This window comes from Staphylococcus pettenkoferi (assembly GCF_002902685.1).
In the GTDB taxonomy this organism is placed as follows: Bacteria; Bacillota; Bacilli; order Staphylococcales; family Staphylococcaceae; genus Staphylococcus; species Staphylococcus pettenkoferi.
Genome location: NZ_PPRN01000037.1, coordinates 1 through 22,059, shown reverse-complemented (window position 1 = coordinate 22,059; position 22,059 = coordinate 1). Strand labels below are relative to the sequence as shown.

Annotated in this window: 20 protein-coding genes and 2 pseudogenes; 18 read left to right on the top strand and 4 right to left on the bottom strand. The window is 39.3% G+C overall.

Annotated elements, in window-relative coordinates:
• Positions 1 to 18: 18 nt before the first annotated feature.
• The 3 genes from CD126_RS12140 to CD126_RS07660 all read left to right on the top strand — a co-directional run bounded on the left by CD126_RS12140 (position 19) and on the right by CD126_RS07660 (position 2,394).
• Positions 19 to 192, top strand: coding sequence for a hypothetical protein (locus tag CD126_RS12140; protein ID WP_160313434.1), 174 nt, complete (start codon positions 19 to 21; stop codon positions 190 to 192).
• Between the two features lie 145 nt (positions 193 to 337).
• Complete coding sequence (locus CD126_RS07665; RefSeq protein WP_103370266.1) at positions 338 to 1,717, top strand: MFS transporter; 1,380 nt, start codon at positions 338 to 340, stop codon at positions 1,715 to 1,717.
• 155 nt (positions 1,718 to 1,872) lie between these two features.
• Positions 1,873 to 2,394, top strand: a complete 522-nt coding sequence (locus CD126_RS07660) for a methylated-DNA--[protein]-cysteine S-methyltransferase (RefSeq protein ID WP_049407932.1) — start codon at positions 1,873 to 1,875, stop codon at positions 2,392 to 2,394.
• Positions 2,395 to 2,562: 168 nt separating this feature from the next.
• Here CD126_RS07660 and CD126_RS07655 read toward each other — a convergent pair whose 3' ends face one another.
• Positions 2,563 to 3,729 carry a hydroxymethylglutaryl-CoA synthase gene (locus tag CD126_RS07655; protein WP_049407934.1) on the bottom strand — a complete coding sequence of 389 codons (1,167 nt, stop codon included), beginning with the start codon at positions 3,727 to 3,729 and terminating at the stop codon, positions 2,563 to 2,565.
• Positions 3,730 to 3,829: 100 nt separating this feature from the next.
• Between CD126_RS07655 and CD126_RS07650 the strand changes: the two genes are divergently transcribed.
• The 4 genes from CD126_RS07650 to CD126_RS07635 all read left to right on the top strand — a co-directional run bounded on the left by CD126_RS07650 (position 3,830) and on the right by CD126_RS07635 (position 8,567).
• Positions 3,830 to 4,981 (top strand): thiolase family protein, encoded by a 1,152-nt coding sequence (locus CD126_RS07650; protein ID WP_049407936.1) that lies wholly within the window; start codon positions 3,830 to 3,832, stop codon positions 4,979 to 4,981.
• 3 nt (positions 4,982 to 4,984) lie between these two features.
• A complete protein-coding gene (locus CD126_RS07645; RefSeq protein WP_049407938.1) occupies positions 4,985 to 6,265 on the top strand; it encodes a hydroxymethylglutaryl-CoA reductase, degradative in 1,281 nt (426 codons plus the stop codon).
• 293 nt (positions 6,266 to 6,558) lie between these two features.
• Entirely contained in the window at positions 6,559 to 8,013 is a 1,455-nt protein-coding gene (nhaC, locus tag CD126_RS07640; protein ID WP_049407939.1) for a Na+/H+ antiporter NhaC, read from the top strand.
• Between the two features lie 188 nt (positions 8,014 to 8,201).
• Positions 8,202 to 8,567, top strand: a complete 366-nt coding sequence (locus tag CD126_RS07635) for a DUF3139 domain-containing protein (protein ID WP_049408201.1) — start codon at positions 8,202 to 8,204, stop codon at positions 8,565 to 8,567.
• A gap of 170 nt (positions 8,568 to 8,737) precedes the next feature.
• Here the strand turns inward: CD126_RS07635 and CD126_RS07630 are convergent, their stop codons facing one another.
• Complete coding sequence (locus CD126_RS07630) at positions 8,738 to 8,953, bottom strand: sterile alpha motif-like domain-containing protein (protein ID WP_002470888.1); 216 nt, start codon at positions 8,951 to 8,953, stop codon at positions 8,738 to 8,740.
• 239 nt (positions 8,954 to 9,192) lie between these two features.
• Between CD126_RS07630 and cidR the strand changes: the two genes are divergently transcribed.
• From cidR to CD126_RS07575, 11 genes and pseudogenes are all read left to right on the top strand, one after another.
• The gene (gene cidR, locus CD126_RS07625; RefSeq protein WP_049408983.1) at positions 9,193 to 10,068 is read left to right on the top strand and encodes a cidABC operon transcriptional activator CidR; all 876 of its coding nucleotides are present in this window, start codon (positions 9,193 to 9,195) and stop codon (positions 10,066 to 10,068) included.
• A 160-nt stretch (positions 10,069 to 10,228) separates the two neighbouring features.
• Complete coding sequence (locus tag CD126_RS07620; protein ID WP_103370265.1) at positions 10,229 to 10,618, top strand: CidA/LrgA family protein; 390 nt, start codon at positions 10,229 to 10,231, stop codon at positions 10,616 to 10,618.
• The gene (locus CD126_RS07615) at positions 10,615 to 11,301 is read left to right on the top strand and encodes an LrgB family protein (RefSeq protein ID WP_002470900.1); all 687 of its coding nucleotides are present in this window, start codon (positions 10,615 to 10,617) and stop codon (positions 11,299 to 11,301) included. Before CD126_RS07620 ends, CD126_RS07615 begins: the two co-directional genes overlap by 4 nt.
• A gap of 81 nt (positions 11,302 to 11,382) precedes the next feature.
• Positions 11,383 to 13,125 (top strand): pyruvate oxidase, encoded by a 1,743-nt coding sequence (locus CD126_RS07610; protein ID WP_103370264.1) that lies wholly within the window; start codon positions 11,383 to 11,385, stop codon positions 13,123 to 13,125.
• A gap of 262 nt (positions 13,126 to 13,387) precedes the next feature.
• Positions 13,388 to 14,775 (top strand): annotated as a pseudogene (locus CD126_RS07605) (YfcC family protein).
• Positions 14,776 to 14,900: 125 nt separating this feature from the next.
• The gene (locus tag CD126_RS07600) at positions 14,901 to 15,449 is read left to right on the top strand and encodes a GNAT family N-acetyltransferase (RefSeq protein WP_142381357.1); all 549 of its coding nucleotides are present in this window, start codon (positions 14,901 to 14,903) and stop codon (positions 15,447 to 15,449) included.
• Between the two features lie 24 nt (positions 15,450 to 15,473).
• A complete protein-coding gene (locus CD126_RS07595) occupies positions 15,474 to 16,010 on the top strand; it encodes a VOC family protein (protein WP_049408209.1) in 537 nt (178 codons plus the stop codon).
• A gap of 21 nt (positions 16,011 to 16,031) precedes the next feature.
• The gene (locus CD126_RS07590; RefSeq protein WP_049408210.1) at positions 16,032 to 17,000 is read left to right on the top strand and encodes a D-cysteine desulfhydrase family protein; all 969 of its coding nucleotides are present in this window, start codon (positions 16,032 to 16,034) and stop codon (positions 16,998 to 17,000) included.
• Positions 17,001 to 17,170: 170 nt separating this feature from the next.
• A complete protein-coding gene (locus CD126_RS07585) occupies positions 17,171 to 17,503 on the top strand; it encodes a thioredoxin family protein (protein WP_002470885.1) in 333 nt (110 codons plus the stop codon).
• Positions 17,504 to 17,644: 141 nt separating this feature from the next.
• Entirely contained in the window at positions 17,645 to 18,085 is a 441-nt protein-coding gene (locus CD126_RS07580) for a GNAT family N-acetyltransferase (RefSeq protein WP_232620128.1), read from the top strand.
• Positions 18,086 to 18,651: 566 nt separating this feature from the next.
• Positions 18,652 to 19,635 (top strand): alpha/beta hydrolase fold domain-containing protein, encoded by a 984-nt coding sequence (locus tag CD126_RS07575; RefSeq protein WP_049408212.1) that lies wholly within the window; start codon positions 18,652 to 18,654, stop codon positions 19,633 to 19,635.
• Positions 19,636 to 19,740: 105 nt separating this feature from the next.
• Here CD126_RS07575 and CD126_RS07570 read toward each other — a convergent pair whose 3' ends face one another.
• Complete coding sequence (locus CD126_RS07570) at positions 19,741 to 20,898, bottom strand: ArgE/DapE family deacylase (RefSeq protein WP_103370262.1); 1,158 nt, start codon at positions 20,896 to 20,898, stop codon at positions 19,741 to 19,743.
• 965 nt (positions 20,899 to 21,863) lie between these two features.
• Positions 21,864 to 22,059: pseudogene (locus CD126_RS12135) on the bottom strand (hypothetical protein); the annotation flags it as partial.

The following is a 22,059-nucleotide window of genomic DNA, read 5'->3' as shown; positions in this document are numbered from 1 at the left end:
GTGTGGGAGGAACGCGAGATGAAAAGACGTATATATTTGGTCTTAGCTATCGTTATCGGCATGATTTATATCATACTGAGTGCTTTGTATCCTCATCTTGAGCGCGTGATGTGGTTTCGTACTGTTATGTTCGTGGCTTTTATCTTTTTTGTGTTATTTATATTGAGTGACGGTAAAGGTGATGGCAAATGAGATCGATGATGTGCTTTTAGTAACAGGATGGAAAAAGCACATTTTAACTAAATAAGTCTGAAAATTCGGTTAAATTTATTTCGAAAATTTATACGTAATGCTACAATTTAGTTATAAGTTAAGGGGTTAAAGGGGATGTGGTGTAATGACAGCATTATCTAGTAAGAGAAAGCAGCGTAGTTTAATTGTAGGCGTAATGTTATCAATACTGACATACTGGCTATTTGCGCAAGCATTGCTCAATATAGGGCCTCAAATTCAATCAACGTATCATGCCTCTCTCAATATCGTGAACATTTCTGTCAGCTTGACTTCGTTTGTGACTGGCGTCTTTATGGTTATAGCTGGAAACGTGGCGGACAAGCTAGGAAGAGTGAAGATGGTTTATCTTGCGCTCATCTTAAACGTGATAGGTTCGCTGCTGCTCGTCCTGACTAGCTACATTAGTTTGTTTCTACTTGGACGAGTAGTACAAGGCTTCTCAGCTGCGATTATTATGCCAACGACAATCGCTCTGTTTAACGACTACTTCGACGGTGAAGCACGTAAGAAAGCGTTGAGTTATTGGTCTATCGGGGCATTCGGTGGGACTGGCTTTGCCTCTACCTTCGCGGGTTTAATTTTAACTTATCTCGGTTGGCAATACATCTTCATCCTATCTATTGTGATTTCTATCGTGGCCTTTTGGTTGTTACGAGACATCTCGGATACACAACGTCAGCGCGATAACAGTACACATTTCGATTTGGTGGGGTTAGTGATCTTTATCGCGATGATTGCCAGCATTAGTTTCGTAATTACGCAAGGTTATAAGATGGGCTGGACGCACCCGTACTCAATAGGTTGCTTGCTGGTATTTGTAGTGAGTGTGGTTCTATTTATCTTTGTAGAACAACGTCGGGCAGAACCTTTTATAAATTTACGATTATTTAAAAATAAAGCCTTCGTCGGCGCAGTTATCGCGAATACATTATTGAATACTTGCGTAGGTGTCATCGCACTAATTAACATTTTTGCGCAAGGCAGTTTGAAATTGAATTCGTTTCAAGCTGGATTGCTTACTCTGCCGTACGTGATTGCATTGTTGATTGTGGTACGAGTCGGTGAGAAAGGAATTAATCGCTTTGGTTCGAAAGTCATGATGGTGGGTGGCCCAACACTTTCTGCAATCGGAATTGCTTTATTGAGTATGACGTTTTTGAGTTCATCTAGCTATCTCGTACTAGTAATTATCGCGAGCGTGCTGTTTGGTACAGGGACAGGATTGTTTGCTACTCCGGCATTGAATACTGCAGTTTCAACGACGCCTCAAGATAAAGTAGGTGTTGCTTCAGGTATTTTTAAAATGGGCTCCACACTTGGTGGCGCATTCGGTATCGCAATTATTACATCTGTATATGAAGGCGTGCTTTCAAGTGGTAAGTCGGTTTCTCAAGCAGCAAGTTACGGCTTTCTCACTGGTGTCTTAATGGTGGTGATTGCTATTATCGTAGGTGGATGTTTACTACCACGAAAAGAGAACTAATGAGTGCAGTAACGATGAAATTTGTCTCATTTTCCAAAGTTGCAGTAACTGAAAAAGCCTCGAAAGACGTGGGTAGAAACTCTAAAAGTGAAATTTTACAAACAGTAGACTCATAGGCTATGATAGAGAAAATGATTTGAGAGATGAGGAATACTATGCAATATCTAACACACTATCAATCACCTATAGGACAATTGACGTTAACTTCTGATGGCAGTGCTTTAACTGGCGTGTGGCACGCGAACCAACAAGATTTCGCAGATCAGTTTAATGATACCTTTGAAGAAAGTGACTTGCTAGTCTTTGCTAAAGCACGTGCTTGGTTAGACGCTTATTTCAAAGGTGAGCGACCAGAAATCGATTTCGAGTTAAATCCACAAGGGTCAGAGTTTAGGCAACAAGTATGGCATTATTTGCGACAAATTCCGTACGGCAAGACGGTCACATATAGTGAAATCGCTAAAGATATCGCGCGTTTAAGAGGTAAGCAGAAGATGGCAGCTCAAGCGATAGGTGGGGCGGTAGGAAGTAACCCTATATCTTTGATTGTGCCCTGTCACCGTGTAGTGGGGAAGAATGGGAACTTAACCGGCTACGGTGGAGGATTAGATGTTAAAATGCAGCTTCTAGAATTAGAGGGCGTAGATTTAGGTGATTTCTATTTGCCGACTGACTGAGTAAAGAAGTAGGGAGGCATTGAGTCTGTCTGATTATAAGCCTTTCTACATAAAGAAGTCGCACTATTATGTTGTCATAACAGTGCGACTTTAAGCCATAATATCTCAGTGGCGCAGTGAATCTGTGTAGTGGATAAGGCTTACCCTTATCCAGTGAATATTAAATTATTATAAGGTATTATAAGAGCGGATATGATCTTCGATGTGATCTAAGTAGAATGCGCCTTTAGGTGTTTCTGCAAGCTCAGTATCGTGATCAAATTCCAAGTTGTCAAAGCGTTTGAAGAATGATTCATACTCTTCAACGGACAATGCTTTTCGGTTGTTCATTAAAGCTTTATGTTCATCAATTGCTAAAGCATCACGATAACCTTCAACTAGTTTACCAGAGAAGAATTCACCTACTGAACCTGAACCATAACTGAAGAGACCAATGGTTTGATCAGCTTCTAAATCATGTGTTTCTAATAATGAAATCAGGCTGAGGTAGAGTGAACCTGTGTAAATGTTTCCGACGTAACGGTTATAATATGTTGCTGCGTCGTATCCCTCTGTAAGACGTTTCTGAGTTTCATCTGAAATCTCATCTGTTAAGATGGATTCAAGCGCTTTTTTACCCATTTTAGTAAATGGAACGTGGAAACATAGACTCGCAAAGTCATCTAAAGAATGATTATAGCGCTGAGCATACGCTTTCCAGCTTTCTTGGAAAGAGTGAATATACGCATCTTTAGATAATTTACCAGCAACGAGTGGATACATATGGCCAGTCGGTCTCCAGAAATCATAGACATCTTCAGTAAATGGCACAGCATCATCATTGAGTTCAAGAATGCGAGGATTGTGGCTGAGCATCATTGCTACGGCACCCGCACCTTGCGTAGGTTCTCCGCCTGATTCAAGTCCGTAACGTGCAGTATCACTAGCGATAACGAGCACTTTCTCATCAGGACGTTGTTGAAGATAATCTTTAGCAAGTTGGATGGCTGGAGTAGCCGCGTAACAAGCTTCTTTCATTTCAATACAACGTGCGAAAGGTTGAATACCGAGCAGGTTGTGAATTTGAACTGCAGACGCTTTCGCAGAATCAATTGCTGATTCAGTGGCTACAATCACCATAGAAACCGCTTTCTTATCATCGTCTGAAAGAATATCTTTAGCTGCGTTAGCACCCATTGATACGATATCTTGACTTACAGGACTGACAGCCATCTCTGTTTGGCCTATGCCTTTCAAGAATTTATTCGGATCAACGCCGCGTGCTTCAGCTAATTCAGCCATATCAACGTAGAATTGTGGAATGTAAAAGTTTATTTGATCTATACCGATAGTCATGATGTATCGACCCCTTTCTTATGTAAAAATAGCAATTGTATCATATCAAAATACAACCTATAAATACAGTAATTACAAAGTAAACAAAGGAGAAATTTATATGAGTAATATCGCTATTGTTAGTGCGAAACGTACACCTATAGGGAGATTTAAAGGTAGATTGCGTAACTATAACGCAGTTGAACTAGGAACGAAAGCATTGAGTGCAGCTATTGAAAGTGCAAACGTTAAATCTGAAGAGATTGAACAAGTCATCTTCGGTAACGTGTTACAAGCAGGTCTTGGACAGAATACAGCGCGTCAAATCAGTATTGCATCTGGCATACCAGAAACTTCACCAGCGATGACGATTAACGAAGTATGTGGTTCAGGTCTTAAAGCCATTATACTAGGTAAGCAACTTATTCAACTTGGCGAAGCGAAAGTCGTAGCAGTAGGTGGCGTTGAAAGTATGACCAATGCACCGAAGCTGTTATTAGGGGAAGACGAGAAGCCAGTTGAAAGCTTCATGCATGATGGCTTAACAGATGCTTTCCACAATGTGCCAATGGGCGTGACAGCTGAGAAGATTGCTGATAAATATCAAGTGTCACGTGAAGCACAAGATACTTTCGCTAACAATTCACAACAGAAAGCAGCTCAAGCTACTGAAGCAGGCAAATTCAAAGATGAAATCGTGCCTCTTGAAGCTGCTGACGGCGAAATGATGACGACCGACGAAGGCATCCGTGGTAATAGCAGTGTAGAAAAGCTTGGCACACTCAAGACAATCTTTAAAGAAGATGGCACTGTAACAGGAGGTAACGCTTCTAGTATTAATGACGGTGCGTCTGCGCTCATCTTGATGGATGCAGATTATGCGAAAGAGAACGGTTATGACATCTTAGGTCTCATCGGAGATTATTCAGAAGTGGGTTGCGATCCAGAGATGATGGGTTACGCACCATATCATGCAGTTTCTCACTTATTAACTAAAATGAATAAACAAATGACAGACATCGATGTTGTTGAAATGACTGAGGCATTCGCTGCACAAAGCATTCCGGTTAAAGAACACTTGGGTATTCCTGATGAGAAATTTAACCTTCATGGTGGTGCGATTGCTTTAGGACATCCTATTGGAGCGAGTGGTGCCCGTTTAGTGACAACGCTAGTAAATATCTTATCTCAAGAGGATAAACAATCAGGTATCGCAACAGCTTGTATCGGTGGCGGCTTAGGCATCGCATTACATGTGGAAAGAGGAGAGTAGTTTATGAAGCCTTTGGATAAATCATTTAGACATTTGTCACGTGAAGATAAGCTTGAGATGTTGAAGTCATATGGTTGGTTGAACGACGATGACTACAATACGTTGAAAAATTATGCCACGATTAATGAAGATGTGGCGAATAGTTTAATTGAGAATGTAATTACGCAAGGCGCACTACCAGTAGGTTTGCTACCACAAATTGATGTTGAAGGTCAATCTTATGTGGTGCCAATGATGGTTGAAGAACCTTCTGTAGTCGCTGCGGCAAGTTATGGTGCGAAGCTCGTTAACCGAACAGGCGGGTTTAAAGTCGTTTCTAGCGAGCGTTTGATGATTGGTCAAATCGTCTTTGATGGTGTCGAAGATACAGAAGCTTTAGCAGAGCAAATCAATCGCTTTGATCAGCAGATTAAACAAATTGCCGATGAGGCTTACCCTTCTATTTTAAAAAGAGGGGGTGGCTATCGTCGTTTTGAAATTGATACGTTCCCTGAACAACAGTTACTCTCCTTGAAAATCTTCGTAGATACGAAAGATGCGATGGGAGCGAACATGCTGAATACGATGTTAGAAGGTATCGCAGCATATCTTAAAACTGAAATTCCGGACAGCGACATCTTGATGAGTATCCTATCTAATCATGCGACTGCTTCTGTCGTTCATATACGAGGCGAAATTGCAGTAGATGATTTAGGAAAAGGTGAACGAAGCGGTGAAGAAGTAGCGCGCCGAATGGAACGTGCATCTGTACTAGCTCAAGTTGACCCTCATCGTGCCGCAACACATAATAAAGGTGTAATGAACGGTATTCATGCTGTTGTCTTAGCAACGGGGAATGATACGCGTGGTGCCGAAGCGAGTGCACATGCATACGCTGCTAAGGATGGCCAATACCGTGGTATTGCGACTTGGAAATATGATCAAGAGCGCCAACGTTTAATCGGTGACATCGAAGTGCCTATGACATTAGCGACAGTCGGTGGGGGAACGAAGGTGTTGCCAATTGCGAAAGCATCGTTAGACCTACTGAACGTGTCGTCAGCTAAAGAGTTAGGCGAAGTAGTAGCTGCGGTAGGTCTTGCTCAGAACTTTGCGGCATGCCGTGCGTTGGTATCAGAAGGCATCCAACAAGGGCATATGAGTTTACAATATAAATCATTAGCGATTAGTGTCGGTGCTCAAGGCGAAGAGATTGCACAAATTGCTGAGTACTTAAAGCAAGCCGATCGTGCAAACACTCAAGTTGCTGAAGACAAGCTTAAAGAATTAAGATCACAACAGTAATAAGATTAGTGAGAGAGGGATAGTCGTTTTATAACAAAAGCAATTAGCGTACTATCCCTTTTCTTATTACAAACGATTTGAAAAGGTTATAAATAAGTTCACAAATTTTTATTATTTTCAAACCACCCCTTTATATCCTTATCAGAATCACTTCATACAGAATTGATAAAGTGAAAACATTATTTATTTTGCATGTAAGAAGTTGCAAAATTCAATAAATGAGTTATGATATTTTGTAAGCGTTGACACATTTAATTTTTAAATGATCAACGTGGAACAAAGGGGTGTAAGAAATGTCAAAGGATAAGAAGGAAAAGAGTGAGAAAGTTAAGAAGAAAATAGGGGTACCTTCGGCTTTACTCACACTCGCAATAATGATTGGTACTATGCTCTTCTCAGTAGCAGTGCTCGGTAAAGAGCCACACATTCCGCTCATGATTGGTACTGCTACCGCGATTATCGTAACGATGTTCCATGGTTATGATTTCGAAGAAGTAGAAGAGATGATGTACAAAGGTATTCGTCATGCGTTACCAGCCATCGTTATTATTATGTTAGTCGGGCTAGTTATCGGATCTTGGATTGGTGGCGGTGTCGTAGCGACGATGATTTATTATGGTTTAAGACTGATTAATCCTACATATTTCTTAGTTGTAGTTATCATACTCTGCAGCGTAGTTGCACTAGCGATTGGAAGTAGTTGGTCAACGATGGCCACAGTAGGCGTTGCTTGTATGGGTATCGGTATTAGCATGGGAATATCATCTGGTATGGTTGCAGGTGCAGTCATTTGTGGATCTTACTTTGGTGACAAGATGAGTCCACTCTCAGATACGACCAACCTTGCATCTGGCTTAACAGAAGTCCCATTGTTTGAACACATTAAGCATATGTTCTATACCACGATTCCCGCTATTGTCATTACTTTGATTGTTTATTTCTTTATCGGATTACGCTACGGAAATCGTAACTTCAATAGTGGAAAAATCGACAAGATTCTCAATACGATGAATGACAACTTTACGATTACGCCATGGCTATTGCTTGTACCAGCCATCGTAATTATTCTCGTCGTATTGAAAGTACCAGCTATTCCAGCGATTTGTGCAGGTGTGATCTTAGGGTTCTTCTCACAAATCTTTATTCAAGGAGATTCCCTTACAGATGCACTTACAGCATTACAAACAGGTTATTCTATTCACACTGATAACCATATGGTTAACGAACTCTTTAACCGTGGTGGTTTGGAAGATATGTTCTACACCATCTCGCTAACACTTGTAGCGATGACCTTTGGTGGTGTGCTTGAATATTCTGGTATGCTCGCTGCGTTAATCAATGTTATATTAAAATTTGCGAAGCGCACAGGTTCACTTATCGCATCAGTTATCGTGTCATGTATCGGTACGAACTTTACTTGTTCAGAACAATATATTTCAATCATCGTACCATCACGCATGTTTGCGGATGCATTTAAGTTGAAGAAATTACATGCCAAGAATCTTTCACGAGCGCTTGAAGATGGTGGAACGTTAACATCAGTGTTCGTTCCGTGGAATACATGTGGGGTGTTTATTGCGACGACATTAGGCGTGTCTGCAGGAACATACGCACCGTTTGCCATCTTGAACTATATTGTACCAGTTATTTCTATTATATATGGTTATACTGGATTTAAGATTGTGAAAGACAAGACTGCAAAAGTTGAAAATCCTGAAGGCTTAGAAGAACATTTAGAAACAAAATAGTTCAGGTTTAAGTAAGTGTAAATACCTTATTTAAGCTATTTACCAACTCAGGTATAAAAAATGTATTTTTGCGGGGGAGAAACTTCGGAATCTCATTGATTTCAGTTTGTCTCCCGTTTTTTTTGTATAGAATGAATGATGAATTTGGGTTAATACGTCGGAAATTCATATTCCAGAAGGAGCTTGATATGAAGAAGAAACCACTAATTATAGGAATAACTACTTTTATTATTGTATTTGTTGTCATACCGTTAACTTTTGTTCTAGGTTTGCACATTTATTCTAATTATCAAAAACATGAAGAAGCTAAAACTAAAGCAAAAGTGCACCGCGTTCTTAAGGACAAAGGATGGGAAAACAAAATTAAAACAGAAAAAGGCTTCTTTACATTGAATACTGGAGATAATGATGTTGAGGTTACTTATAAAGATGATCCATATAACGTATATCAATACGATGTTGATGATAATGGTAAAGTAACTGGAGACGCTGTGTTAAAAGAGAAATATGATAAAAAGCCAAAAGGTTATAAAAAGCCATATGAGATAAAGTAAAAAATGAAAAGGTATCAGTAGTTTAAGCGTAGGGGAGCTCATTGAGTTCCTTTTTTAAATATTACAATTCGCCAAATATAAAAAAGGGGAGAAAGTACGTTAATGCACGAACTTTCTCCTACGCATCGTGAGGTGATGGCAAGCCTATATCTCATGAAATACTATGGCTACTACATGAGGACGAATTGGCTAAATAAGTCTAAGGCTCTCTTAGTGATACTGAGCAACTCAGTATCAGTCCAATTGTGTTCACGACAATATGTCAAGATGCTTTCTGGATCAGAAACATTTTTAGGGAAATTGACATCTTGATTAATCTCATCAGCCAATTCACCTAAAGGCGTGTCATCACCTAGAAAGTTCTGCATAAAATCGTAGAAAGTCATACATCACCTCTTCTAGAGCCGCAAGTCATTATACCATAATCTATATTTGGTATTAAACACATTCATGTAATTGTCAATTTTAATACTGGGTTGAAAAGGGTAGTGGACAATTAGCTTCACCACACACCTGACAGTAATAATTAATAATAAGGAAAGAAATTGAGCTAAAGCTCCCATTTTAGCGCAAAATAAGGTAGTATTAACAGTGAAGAAAGTGATAGATGAGGGGGACGCATCCTATGGATATCAAACAAATGACATATTTCGTTGAAGTCGTGGAACATGGTGGAATGACGAAAGCTTCGAAGCATCTGTATATCGCTCAGCCAACGATTAGTAAAGCGATTAAAGATTTGGAAAGTGAATTGGCGATGCCATTGTTCGATAGAAGTAAGCGGCAGTTAGTGCTCACAGATGCGGGAGAAGTCTTCTATCAAAAATGTACAGAAATACTCAATTTATTTAATGATTTACCGAAAGAAATTAATAGTTTACTCGGACTCGAGACAGGTCATATCAGCATCGGACTTTCAGCAGTGATGAATATGAATCAGTTTATTGAAATCTTGGGCGAGTTTCATCAGCGTTATCCGAATGTAACTTATAATTTAGTGGAAAATGGCGGAAAGATGATTGAATCTCAATTGGTCAATGATGAAATTGATATCGGGATTACAACATTGCCAGTAGATAAAGCCATCTTTAATTCCATACCACTTTATCAAGAAGAACTGCGTTTAGTGACACATAGAAATCATGCATTGGCGACGAGGGACTCCGTTAACATGAAAGATCTCATTAATGAGGACTTTATCTTATTTAATGAAGATTTTTATCTTAATGACAAGATCATTGAAGCGACAAAGAACGCAGGTTATATACCGAATACAGTTTCTAAAATATCTCAGTGGAACTTTATTGAGAATCTATTAAATGCACATTTGGGTATCAGTATACTACCAGAGAATATCGTGAAGATGCTAGACAGTCACTTTTGTAATATACCGATCGATGACAAGTCTATGTCTTGGGAACTCGGGGTGGTCTGGAAGAAAGATAAATATTTAAGTTATGCAACGCGTCAGTGGATCGAGTTTATGAGCGAGCGACTCTAACGAACATATGAAATATTATTATGAAAGTGAACGCTTTCATAGAAAAAAGTAATAGGTCGTATTTAAATTCAATATTTTAAATATATTGGGGTATGGATTAAAATATATAGTGTACAAAAGAGATAAAGTTTAACTAAATCTTTTGAGAGGGATGAAAAGCATGCAGTTTGCTTGGAAAGTAATGAGAACACTACTCCAAATACTGTTGTTGATGGGGGTTACGTATGTTGGCAGTGTGATCCAGCGTATATGTCATATTCCTATTGCGGGAAGCATAGTTGGATTGATACTGTTATATTTGCTGTTACAATTTAAGATTCTACCAGAAAAGTTCATAAGTTCAGGCGCAAACTTTTTCATTGCGACAATGATATTCTACTTTGTACCATCTGTAGTGGGCGTTATGGATGTGGCTTCGGATATCAATTTAAATTTCATCGTATTCTTTATACTCATCATATTAGGTACATGTTCTGTGGCGCTAGTATCAGGGTACATTGCTGAGAAGATGGTTAAAAGGGTACATGCTAAAGAGAGTGATTCGCAATGAATTTCTTACATGCATTGCTCATGATCGCTCTTACCGTTGTCGTATACGCCGGCGCGCAAAAGTTACAGCGTAAATACCGCACACCTTTGCTCAACCCCGCATTGGTCGCATCACTCGCAATCATCATCGTGCTACTCATCAGTGGTACGACATATAAAAACTATATGGTTGGCGGTAAATGGATTAACTATTTGCTCAACGTCAGCGTTGTTTGTCTTGCTTATCCCCTCTATCAGAATCGTCATAAGATATGGGCTTATGCAAGAGTTATATTTGCAAGCGTCTTCGCTGGTGTGCTCTTCAATTTTTTGTTAGTATTTACAGCGTTGAAACTTCTCGGTTACTCTAAAGAAGTTATCGTAACTGTCTTACCGAGATCTATTACAGCTGCAGTAGGCATCCAAGTTTCTCATCAGCTTGGAGGTACTGACACCTTTGCTGTACTCTTTATCATCACTACTGGTTTGCTCGGTAGTATGATAGGTTCCTATTTACTTCGCCTTGGACGTTTCGAAACATCCATAGCGAAAGGCCTGACTTATGGGAACGCTTCTCACGCCTTTGGTACAGCGAAAGCACTTGAGATGGACATTGAATCTGGTGCCTTTAGTTCAATAGGTATGATTCTAACAGCAGTCTTAAGTTCAATCCTCATTCCCATATTCATCCTGCTATTATATTAAGTTGTAGTATTTGTGTTTGAATAGTAACGCACTTCGTCACAAGAGAGATAAAAATGATAAATCGAAAGGGGCTTTTTCAAAGTGGCAAAAATTAAAGCAAATCAAGCACTCGTTAAAGCATTAGAAGCATGGAATATTGATCACCTTTATGGTATCCCTGGTGACTCAATCGATGCAGTCGTAGATAGCTTGAGAACAGTACGTGAAGACTTGAAATTCTATCACGTACGTCATGAAGAAGTAGCAAGCTTAACAGCAGCAAGCTATACTAAACTTACTGGTAAGATCGGTGTAGCATTAAGTATCGGTGGTCCTGGTATTGTCCACTTATTAAACGGTATGTATGATGCCGAAATGGACAACGTGCCACAACTTATCTTAGCAGGTCAATCAAACAGTACAGTACTTGGTACGAAAGCATTCCAAGAGACTGATATTCTTAAAATGGTTGACGGTGTTGCTGTATACAGCCACCAAATTACTAAAGATGACAAAGACATCTTCGGTATCGTAAACGAAGCGATCCGCACAGCTTACGAGAAAAAAGGTCCAGCAGTACTCGTACTTCCAAACGACTTATTAACTCGTAAAGTCAAAGATACTACAAGCAAGAAAGTAGATACTGCACCACCAGCACGTATCTCACCGAAACCACGTAGTATCAAGAAAGCAGCTAAACTTATCGATAAAAGTAAACGTCCAGTTGCCTTAATCGGTTTAGGTGCGCAACACGCGAAAGAAGAAGTGCGTGAATTTATCGAAACTGCTAAGATTCCAGCAGTTGTGACTTTACCAGCTAAAGGTATCTTACCTGACTCTCACCCTTACAACTTAGGTAACTTAGGTAAGATTGGTACGAAACCTTCATACCAAACTATGCAAGAAGCTGACTTGCTTATCATGGTAGGTACAAACTATCCTTACGTTGATTATCTACCTAAGAAAAACATCAAAGCAATCCAAATCGATACTAACCCAGAAGCAATCGGGCACCGTTTCGATGTTAACGCAGGTATCGTAGGTGACAGTAAAATTGCATTAACTCAACTCACTGAATCAATCAAACATGTTGGTGAACGTGACTTCTTAACTAAGACATTACAACGTAAAGCAACATGGGATTCTTGGATGAAAGCAGACAAAGCTAACGAAAGTAAACCAATCCGTCCAGAACGCTTAATGGACGCAATCAACAAAGTACGTCACGACGACGCTGTATTCTCAGTAGACGTTGGTACTTCAACTGTATGGTCTACACGTTACTTGAACTGTACTGTTAACAATAAATTTATCATTTCTAGTTGGTTAGGTACTATGGGCTGTGCATTACCAGGTGCAATCGCATCACGTATCGCTTGGCCAAACCGTCAAGTTATCGGTATCGCTGGTGACGGTGCATTCCAAATGGTTATGCAAGACTTCGCTACAGCAGTACAATACGACCTACCAATGACTATCTTTGTTCTTAACAACGAACAATTATCATTCATCAAATACGAACAACAAGCAGCAGGTGAATTAGAATACGCAATCGACTTCACTGATATGGACTTAGCTAAATTTGCTGAAGCTTGTGGCGGTGTAGGTTACACACTTAAAGACCCTAGCCGCGTAGACGATGTTGTTGCAGAAGCATTAGAACAAGATCGTCCAACAATCGTTAACGTATACGTTGACTCAACTGCAGCTCCACTACCAGGTAAGATTGTTAAAGATGAAGCAATCAACTATGGTAAATGGGCTTACAGATCTATCACTGAAGATAAAAAATTAGATTGGGACGAAATTCCACCATTATCAACAGCAGCAAAACGTTTCTTCTAATTTAATTAATTATTAAACCTATCCTTTCCCGTATAATACCGAGCCTTCATGGCTCGGTATTTTTTGTTGCAGAACAGAAGTTTGTGATTTCGTAGTATCTGCACGCGCAAGGCCGACTCAACTTTATGACAGCGTAAACACTTATGTAGTCGGACAGTTACTTTGCTTGTGATTGGGAGAGATGTCACAATATAACTTGCTTTTGTTTTCTTCTGCTAACCTAGGGTATTCATATAAAAATGACTAACAGGAGTGGAACAAAATGGGAAAATCTAAGAAACTACAAATCAAAACACCACACACCTATGCTTTATTAATTATGATTATTATTATTGCTTGGATGCTGACCTACTTAATTCCAGCTGGAGAGTATCAGCGAGAAAAGAAGGGTGGACAAACCCTTGTGGTGTCAGGAACATATCACGAAGTCGCTGCGCAGCACGGTTCATTTTTAGAAGTATTTAGAGCTATACCACAAGGTTTAATTAGTGGTTCTGAGATTGTCTTTTACATCTTCTTAGTGGGTGGTGCCTTTGGGATTATCCATAAAACAGGCGCTTTTGAGAATGGGGTCAATAAAGCAATGTATGCGCTAGGTAAAGCGAATTATCTCATGATACCTTTGACGATGACGGTATTCTCAATCTTAGGCTTTTCAATTGGTCTAGCTGAGGAAACGATTATCTTTGTACCAATTGGAATACTTATCGCACGCACATTAGGTTATGACGCGCTAACAGGTGCAGCTATGGTTATTCTAGGAGCTGCAAGTGGTTTTATAGGAGGAATGTTAAATCCATTCACAGTAGGTGTAGCTCAAAAAGTAGCAGAATTACCGATGTTCTCTGGGTGGGGACTCAGAACAATTATTTATCTTTTTATCTTAATAGCTGCGATTACTACTGTAATGAGATATGGATATAAAGTGAAAAAAGATAAGACGAAGAGCCTAGTTTATGATTTAGAGCAAGAAGAGAAGGATTTCACGAATAAGAAAGCGGCTCAACAGTTTAGTAAAAGGGAAGCACTATGTTTATTGCTTATCGTCTTGGCGATATTAATTAATGTGGTTGGTATCTTTACATTAAACTGGTCATTTAATGAAATGAGTGCTAACTTCTTAATGATAGGTATTATGGCTGGATTTGTTGGCGGACTAGGATTTAATGGAACATTTGATGCACTCATCGAAGGCATGCAGAATGTGCTTTTTGGAGCACTAGTTGTTGGGTTTGCAAAAGGTATTATCGTTTTATTAGAAGATAGTAAAGTTATTGATACCATTGTACATGGTATGACGACACTTTTAACGGACGTGCCATCCTCATTCGTTATCTTAGTTATGTTCGTTTTTCAATTTTTCTTGAACTTCTTTATACCTTCTGGTTCAGGCCAAGCATTAACAACAATGCCTTTAATGGTACCCATTGCGGATTTATTGCATATCAACCGACAAATGACTGTATTAGCTTTTCAATATGGAGACGCAATTAGTAATGTGCTATTTCCAACTTCAGCCATTTTAATGGGGCACTTGCTGTTGGAAAGATTCCATATACGCAGTGGTTAAAGTTTGCTTGGAAACTGATTTTACTATGGGTCATTATTTGTGCAGTAGCAATGTCCGTTGCGCTCTTGTTTGGATATTAGATAAAGATGTTGAAAATATTTTTAACCGTAAAAGTATATCATCTAAAAATATTGAACTATTCTGATAATAGACTTATGATAGGTGTAATACCTTTAAGGATGTGAGACTCACGTCGGATTTATTATTGAAACTAGAGGTAGACGACCACATCTATCTAGCACAACCTGAAATGTATATGGCGGAAGAACTGTACCATGTTATTCAAGATAATATGACACATCTTAAACCATTTCTCGACTTTATCGATGAATCGGTGTCAATTAAAGATGAAGCAAACTATTTAAGAATGATGTTACGTCTTCAAGCTGAGGGTAAAGGACGCGTCTTCATTATTTATTACGATGATCAACTGATTGGTACCGTGGATATTCATAATGTGAACACTCATTTTCAACGTGCTGAGGTAGGATATTGGATAACTCAGGCGTTTAGCGGGAAGAACATCATTACAAGGTGTCTTAAGGTCATGTGCGACTTTGTGTTCACATATCTAAATATCAACAAATTAATGCTGTTTGCTGAAGTAGACAACACGGCGAGTAATAAAGTCGCTACGAAAGCGCATTTTCAATACGTAGGGCAGTTGCGCGAACACTTGTTGACACATGGTCACTTTAAAGATGCGAATCAGTATGAGTTGTTGAAAGCAGATTATTATAAAATGACAAAGTAAAATCGTCAAAGAGGAGGAATAACTGTGGCAATCACAAGAGGTATCAATCATATCGGACTTACTGTACCAGACATGGAAGAGGCGACACGATTCTTCAAAGAGGGTTTGGACGGTAAGATTGCTTATGATAGCCAAACGAAGACAGAAGAACCGCGTGGTGGTCGTCATGTAGAGCATATTCTCGGCCTTGAACGTGGAGCTCAAATTATCCATAAACGCATGATGGTCTTTGGCAATGGACCAAATATCGAAATGTTTGAGTTTGAAGACGCACATCAGCGCGGTGCAGAATCTCTTCAAGATGTTGGATTCACACACATTTCATTCTATGTGGAAGCGGAAGACTTTGACGATGCTTTTCAACGTATTCAAGAGGCTGGAGGCACGCCTTTGTCTGATCCACATAGCAATACACGATATGAGGATACTGAAGGTAACCAAACTGTTTACGTTAAAGCACCATGGGGAAGTTTAATTGAACTCCAAACAGTTCCGAATGGCTTTTACTATCCAGAAGATAGTGAGGCTACGCTATTTACACCTAAACCGACGAAAGATTAAACGAATGGGGAGCGTGAGCACATGTTAGAGAATAAATTGAATGTTGCACAGTTAGATACGCCGATTCAGAAGTTAGAGAATTTAAGCCAGGACTATGGTAAAAATATTTATATCAAACGCGATGACTTTACAGGTACAGAGCTATCAGGGAATAAGATACGTAAGTTAGAGTATACGATTCAATATGCGCTCGATCATGGTTACGATACGATTATCACGACAGGTGCAGTCACATCGAATCACGCCCGAGCTACGACAGCACTATGCGCTAAGGAGAATCTTGAGTGTCATCTTGTGCTTTCAGGTTCCCAACAACTTGTGGAAGGGAATCTGTTCTTGGATCAACTCATGGCCGCTCGAATTCATTCTATTGAATCTAGTGACGAGCGAGATGTTACAATGGAGACAATCGCTTCTGAGCTACAAGAAGAGGGTAAACGACCGCTTATCGTTCCTGTAGGTGCTTCAGACTGGATTGGGACACATGGCTACGTGAACGCCTATAAAGAGATTCTGAAGCAGGAACATCAACTCGGTATCAAATTCGAGGTGATTAACGTTGCAGTGGGTTCAGGCGGTACCTATGCAGGTTTGTGGTACGGCAACCACCATTATCAAAGTAATAAGCAGATTATCGGTTATGCTGTAGATGCGGATCGTGAGACTTTTACTGAAAAAGTGAAGCATTTAGTGAAAGACTTAGATAAAAGTGCAACAGACTTTGACACTATCGATATTAACGATCACTATGTAGGGCAAGGATACGGACAAGCGACGGATGAAGAGCTCCGTTTTTACATTGATATCGCTCAGAAAGAAGGGCTGGTGCTCGATCCTACTTATACCGGAAAAGCTTTCAGAGGAATGTTAACAGAACTCGAAAACGGCACATTCGATGATGCTGAGAATATTCTATTTATTCACACGGGTGGCTTACAAGGGTACACGCAAGAAGTGAGAGAACGGATGTTAAAGTTACTTGATAAGTAGAAAGTGTCTAATTGAAGGCCATCAGTTAAGGTTCTCGCTATAACAGAAGACCTTGTGCGGGTGTGACCGAATTTCAGCACAGATAAGGATTATCCTAGTGACGATTATACGACGTAGATGATATAGAAACATGCCAAGTTAGTTATTATACAAAATTGAGGTGAGCACGGATGCAACAAATTAACAGTATCGAAGAATTCCACCAATTTATCACATCACATCCTTTAGTGATTGTACACGTGATGCGCGAGAATTGTAGCGTGTGCCATGCAGTCTTGCCTCAAATAGAAATGATGTTGAAAGATTATCCTGATGTGCCGCTTGGCGTGATCAACCAGACGCATCTTGAAGCGATAGCGGGCGAGCTTTCCATCTTCACTGTCCCTGTCGACCTTATTTATCTCGAAGGTAAAGAAATGCATCGTCAAGGCCGTTTCATCGATATGCAAGCCTTTGAACATCAGTTGAGTCAAATGGCCGAGTATGTTTTTAAAGACGAGTAAGGTAACAAGGTTTCAGTAATGACAGTTGACGACCCTATAAAGTATTTATCATTTTAATTATAAAAACCATGCATATGTGACGCGCGACGTAATATGATGTATGATAGATATAATTATTTTTATAAGTGGGGGGCTTTTAAAATGAAAATCAAAAGAATATGTCCAGATGAACGGAGTTATAACGAAGAAACGTTAAGAGATAATATTAAGCATAATTTCTATATTGGTCTGAAGACAAACGAGGGCGATATTAAAGGCTATTCATTTGTCCATATTAGTTCAGTAGCAAAAATTAAACATATTGGCTATATCATTACGGGTATTGAAAATAATTACCATCATCAAGGTTATGCGACGCAAATGTTTGAAGAAATCATTAAATGGGCGAAAAATAAAGGACTACGTCGTCTTGAACTCACTGTCCTCACACATAATAACCCAGCGATTAAATTGTATGAAAAGATGGGCTTCAAGATTGAAGGTATCAAACGTCAATCGATTTATATGGATGGTCTTTATCATGACGAGTTGTACATGGCGATGTTATTAGATGAGTCTCCTGAAACAACTTTAGCTTTCTAAAATTGCTCCCGCTGTTTTTTACTTTGGCGCTGACATTATCTCCTTGCTCATTTACGTGATAGTAAAAATAGCTGCTTCGCGTTCTCCAACTCCGAGTAAAAAAGAATGCAAGTCACTCTATAAGAAATGGATAGTTTGCTCCCACTCACTTTTAAATAGTCGCTCACATCATCTCCGCTCAGCATTAGATTTGAGCTATTGATGATGTCGGTTGCGCAAGTTCAAAGAGCGCCACCTATTTTAAATGGCTTTAACAGTAGAAAGTGTATTGCTCGCTAATTTGCATAAATAATAATATAGATTTATTTAAAGTTTAACTCTTATAATCTATTTAACGACAGTCAACTTTTAATCTCACACTCTTCTTGCACGTAAGATAGAGTGTTTTTTACTTTTCTCAAATGGCATGTGAGCTATTTTACAGAAAATAAGTAGTGGATTTGAATCTCAATATGAAGCGGTCATTTATGAAAAATAATATCGGTTCCTCTAGAGTGTTTCACTAAAATTCTGGGTATAAATAAGATACACTAAAGATAAGAGAGCGAACTAGGAGGTAAATAGAATTGTTGAAGAAAGTATTAACTGCAGTAGCGGGCGTGGGTGGCCTTGCGTTAGCATCTTACTGCTATGCGCGTATTAAAGAGAGAAGAAGTTATCGCAGCTTTCTACTCGAGCTCAAACTTCGCGCTTCTGGTATGAAGAAGCCATTTACAAATATCTCAGACGCGCAAGTCGCATTGGATAAAGTAAGTCCGCATACGAAAGGGCTATTCCAAGGCATTGACTACAACTTTAAACATAAAGCAGATAAGTTAGAAGTTAAAGGATCCACAGTGTATGTTGTTAATAATCTCGAAAATCGTCAGCAACCTGTTGTGCTGTACATTCACGGCGGCGCTTGGTTCCAAGACCCAATTAAACCACACTTTGAGTACATCGATGAGCTAGCGGAAACGCTCAATGCGAAAGTGGTTATGCCAGTTTATCCTAAAGTTCCTCATGCAGATTATAAAGCGACATTTGATTTATTAGAGACGCTTTATAAACAATTATTAAAAAGCGTAGAGCACAATCATCAACTCATCTTGAGTGGGGATTCAGCAGGTGGACAGATTGCTTTAGCGTTTGCGCAACAATTAAAGCAACTTCATTTACCACAACCTAGCAATATCATACTCAATTCGCCAGTGCTCGATGCGACATTTAGCGACCCTGAAGCGAAAGTGTATGAGCAATTCGATCCGATGATCGGAATAGAAGGAAGTAAATTCTTCCTAGAGTTATGGGCTGGAGACAAAGATTTATCAGACTGGCAAATTTCACCGATTAATGGGGATCTAACAGATTTAGGACATATTACGATTAACATCGGTACGAAAGAAACGTTATACCCTGAAGCATTGAAACTTTCTTACAAACTGCAAGAGTTAGGTATCGCGCATGATTTCGTTCCGGGTTACAATCTTTACCATATTTATCCTATCTTCCCGTTACCAGAGCGACAAACATTCCTTAGACAGTTAAAGCAAATTGTGAATAAACATTAGTAAAATGTACGATATACACAGAAAAATAGGCGATGCGATGTAAACTAAGAATTACGTCGCGTCGCCTATTTTATGCATAGTAGCTATAGAGTTAAATGCTGCTTGTTATTTTAAATTTTCCAAATAAGATGGCAACATCTCAGTAAAGAGATCAATAAACGTTAAATAAGTAGATTTCGTCACATATTCATCAACTTGGTGTGCTTGGCTAATATGACCTGGACCGAACATGATGAAAGGGAAGTTCTCATCTTTGTCTTGTAATAAATCGGAAGCGTCAGTTACACCTGGTGACGGCAGCGCTTCTAGATCTGCATTTAAGTATTGGTGCCCCATATTCTGTGCTAATTTCACCAAGCCATTAGTACCTGTAGTTAAGACAGGTGGACGAGACATGTACGTATCCACTTCGATATCTGTCTTATCCGTTTCTACCTCTTTAAGCACCTCTTTGAAGTATGAAATAAACTGATCATTGTCATGCTCTGGAATGGTACGAATGTTAAATTCTGATTCCGCATATTCTGGAATAGAGTTCACTTGAGTTCCACCGTTAAACAACGTTGCATTTAATACAGGTTCACCTAACGTTTCGTTCGTTTGATCGAATTTGTGGAATCCTTCATCAATTTTATAAATAAACTTCACAAGTGGAGAAATCGCGTTAAAGCCTAAGTCAGGCATTGAACTATGGGCAGCCTTACCTGTTGAGCTCACGCGGATATCCATAGAGCCTTTGTGCGCATAGATGATACGGTCTTCTGACGGTTCAGCAATCACGAGCGCGTCCACATCGTCCATGTAGCCTTTATCGTGGAACGCTTTCGCACCTTCGCCCGCAATTTCTTCACCAGCCGTAGCGAGCAGTCGAATTCTACCATGTTTCAGACTCTGAGAAGTGTTGATATCAATCATACTGATCACGAAAGCAGCGAGCCCAGATTTCATGTCCGCAGCGCCTCTACCGTAGAGCTTGCCGTCCTCTTCTGTAAGGGTAAAAGGATCGTGTGTCCAGTTATCTTTGTTGCCGGGTGCTACGACGTCCATATGTCCAGAAATACCTAGTACAGGTCCGTCTGTGCCAATTTCTGCCACGAGATTTGCGCGTGTGTCGTTGAGTTGGATAATTTCAGAGTTGATGTCGTGTTGTTGGAAAAGTTTGTGGAGATATTGGCAGACTTCGAGTTCGTTATCATTCACTGATTCTATTTTGACTAAATCTTTGAGCAGGTTGAGTTTGTCTTTTTCGGTAAATTGACTCATATTTATGACCCCTTTGAGATAAGTATATAGTATAAGTATATCGAATATTCAGACATTTGTATAATTAAAGGAATTTACGCTAACGAGACTTACTTCAATCTGCTTGCTTAAGGGTCGTCACTCAACTAATTATTGCCACCTCTGGTGACAATAATGGATTTTCGTTGACGACTATTTCCTTTGAGCGTCAGATTGGTAAGTCTCTTAATTGGAATCTAAATATACTAATTTTCTCAAAGACATAGGTGGGTTGTGTGTCGAGGGATGATAGCGTTTCTTTGTAAGTTTATTATCAAGAGAGATTTAAATTATATGTAAAGAAGTAGGCAATGAAAGAAAAAGTGATGTATGAATGAAGAATGACATCATTATTCAAATAATCAGTCACCTCTATACTCAAATAACCAAACTATAGAGTTTTTTTGAGGATAAGATTAGAAATTAATGATTAAGATGTTAACTTAGCAAGAAGACAAATTAGTAAGAGCAGCAGAACGGAAATCCACCTTTAATATAAAAAGAAAGAACAACTTAATTTATCACTAAACAATAATATTAAGAAAGTTTTCAATGTCGACTTGAGACACTTGAGGGAACAAGGCTGCAATGAAAATCCATTTCTTGAGCTATAAAGCGAAAGAAATTAGTTGAATGCAGCCCCCTAAGTAAGCGAAAGTCAAAACATTGAAAACGACAAATCTAAATGAATTTCTGTTCTGCTCTCAACGAGAGCCATATTATTAAAATAAGATTTTGTAATATGTAACGCGGTAGATGACTGACTTTGAAAATAGCAAAAGCTGTTTCAAAGTCTAGTCATCCTCGCGGGGGAACCACTACGAAATCAAAGATTTCTGTGCTTCTCCCAAAAACGACAACAAACTCAATGGTTTGTTGCCGTCGTCCTTCAATTGCGTATTAGGGTGAGGTGTAATGAAATTGTTCAGAATAAGGTGGAGTTGGGCTTACATACATAGTGCGTTGTATAAATAAAGATCACTCTTGGAGGATGAAGGGATTTGACTCACATGTTTCACTTTCTTGTAACTATTAGCATCTTGCACTGCACCTCGCATGTCGTTACCTTGTAAGCTGCCGATGAGTATGAGGATAAGATACGTACTGCAACCTAACAACATAACCTGTCTCTTATACACATCT

What these genes read in the sequence shown, in the direction of transcription:
- CD126_RS12140 (WP_160313434.1), top strand. Translation starts at nt 19, where the DNA reads ATGAAAAGACGTATATATTTGGTCTTAGCTATCGTTATCGGCATGATT.
- CD126_RS07665 (WP_103370266.1), top strand. Translation starts at nt 338, where the DNA reads ATGACAGCATTATCTAGTAAGAGAAAGCAGCGTAGTTTAATTGTAGGC.
- CD126_RS07660 (WP_049407932.1), top strand. Translation starts at nt 1,873, where the DNA reads ATGCAATATCTAACACACTATCAATCACCTATAGGACAATTGACGTTA.
- CD126_RS07655 (WP_049407934.1), bottom strand. Translation starts at nt 3,729, where the DNA reads ATGACTATCGGTATAGATCAAATAAACTTTTACATTCCACAATTCTAC.
- CD126_RS07650 (WP_049407936.1), top strand. Translation starts at nt 3,830, where the DNA reads ATGAGTAATATCGCTATTGTTAGTGCGAAACGTACACCTATAGGGAGA.
- CD126_RS07645 (WP_049407938.1), top strand. Translation starts at nt 4,985, where the DNA reads ATGAAGCCTTTGGATAAATCATTTAGACATTTGTCACGTGAAGATAAG.
- nhaC (WP_049407939.1), top strand. Translation starts at nt 6,559, where the DNA reads ATGTCAAAGGATAAGAAGGAAAAGAGTGAGAAAGTTAAGAAGAAAATA.
- CD126_RS07635 (WP_049408201.1), top strand. Translation starts at nt 8,202, where the DNA reads ATGAAGAAGAAACCACTAATTATAGGAATAACTACTTTTATTATTGTA.
- CD126_RS07630 (WP_002470888.1), bottom strand. Translation starts at nt 8,953, where the DNA reads ATGACTTTCTACGATTTTATGCAGAACTTTCTAGGTGATGACACGCCT.
- cidR (WP_049408983.1), top strand. Translation starts at nt 9,193, where the DNA reads ATGGATATCAAACAAATGACATATTTCGTTGAAGTCGTGGAACATGGT.
- CD126_RS07620 (WP_103370265.1), top strand. Translation starts at nt 10,229, where the DNA reads ATGCAGTTTGCTTGGAAAGTAATGAGAACACTACTCCAAATACTGTTG.
- CD126_RS07615 (WP_002470900.1), top strand. Translation starts at nt 10,615, where the DNA reads ATGAATTTCTTACATGCATTGCTCATGATCGCTCTTACCGTTGTCGTA.
- CD126_RS07590 (WP_049408210.1), top strand. Translation starts at nt 16,032, where the DNA reads ATGTTAGAGAATAAATTGAATGTTGCACAGTTAGATACGCCGATTCAG.
- CD126_RS07585 (WP_002470885.1), top strand. Translation starts at nt 17,171, where the DNA reads ATGCAACAAATTAACAGTATCGAAGAATTCCACCAATTTATCACATCA.
- CD126_RS07580 (WP_232620128.1), top strand. Translation starts at nt 17,645, where the DNA reads ATGAAAATCAAAAGAATATGTCCAGATGAACGGAGTTATAACGAAGAA.
- CD126_RS07570 (WP_103370262.1), bottom strand. Translation starts at nt 20,898, where the DNA reads ATGAGTCAATTTACCGAAAAAGACAAACTCAACCTGCTCAAAGATTTA.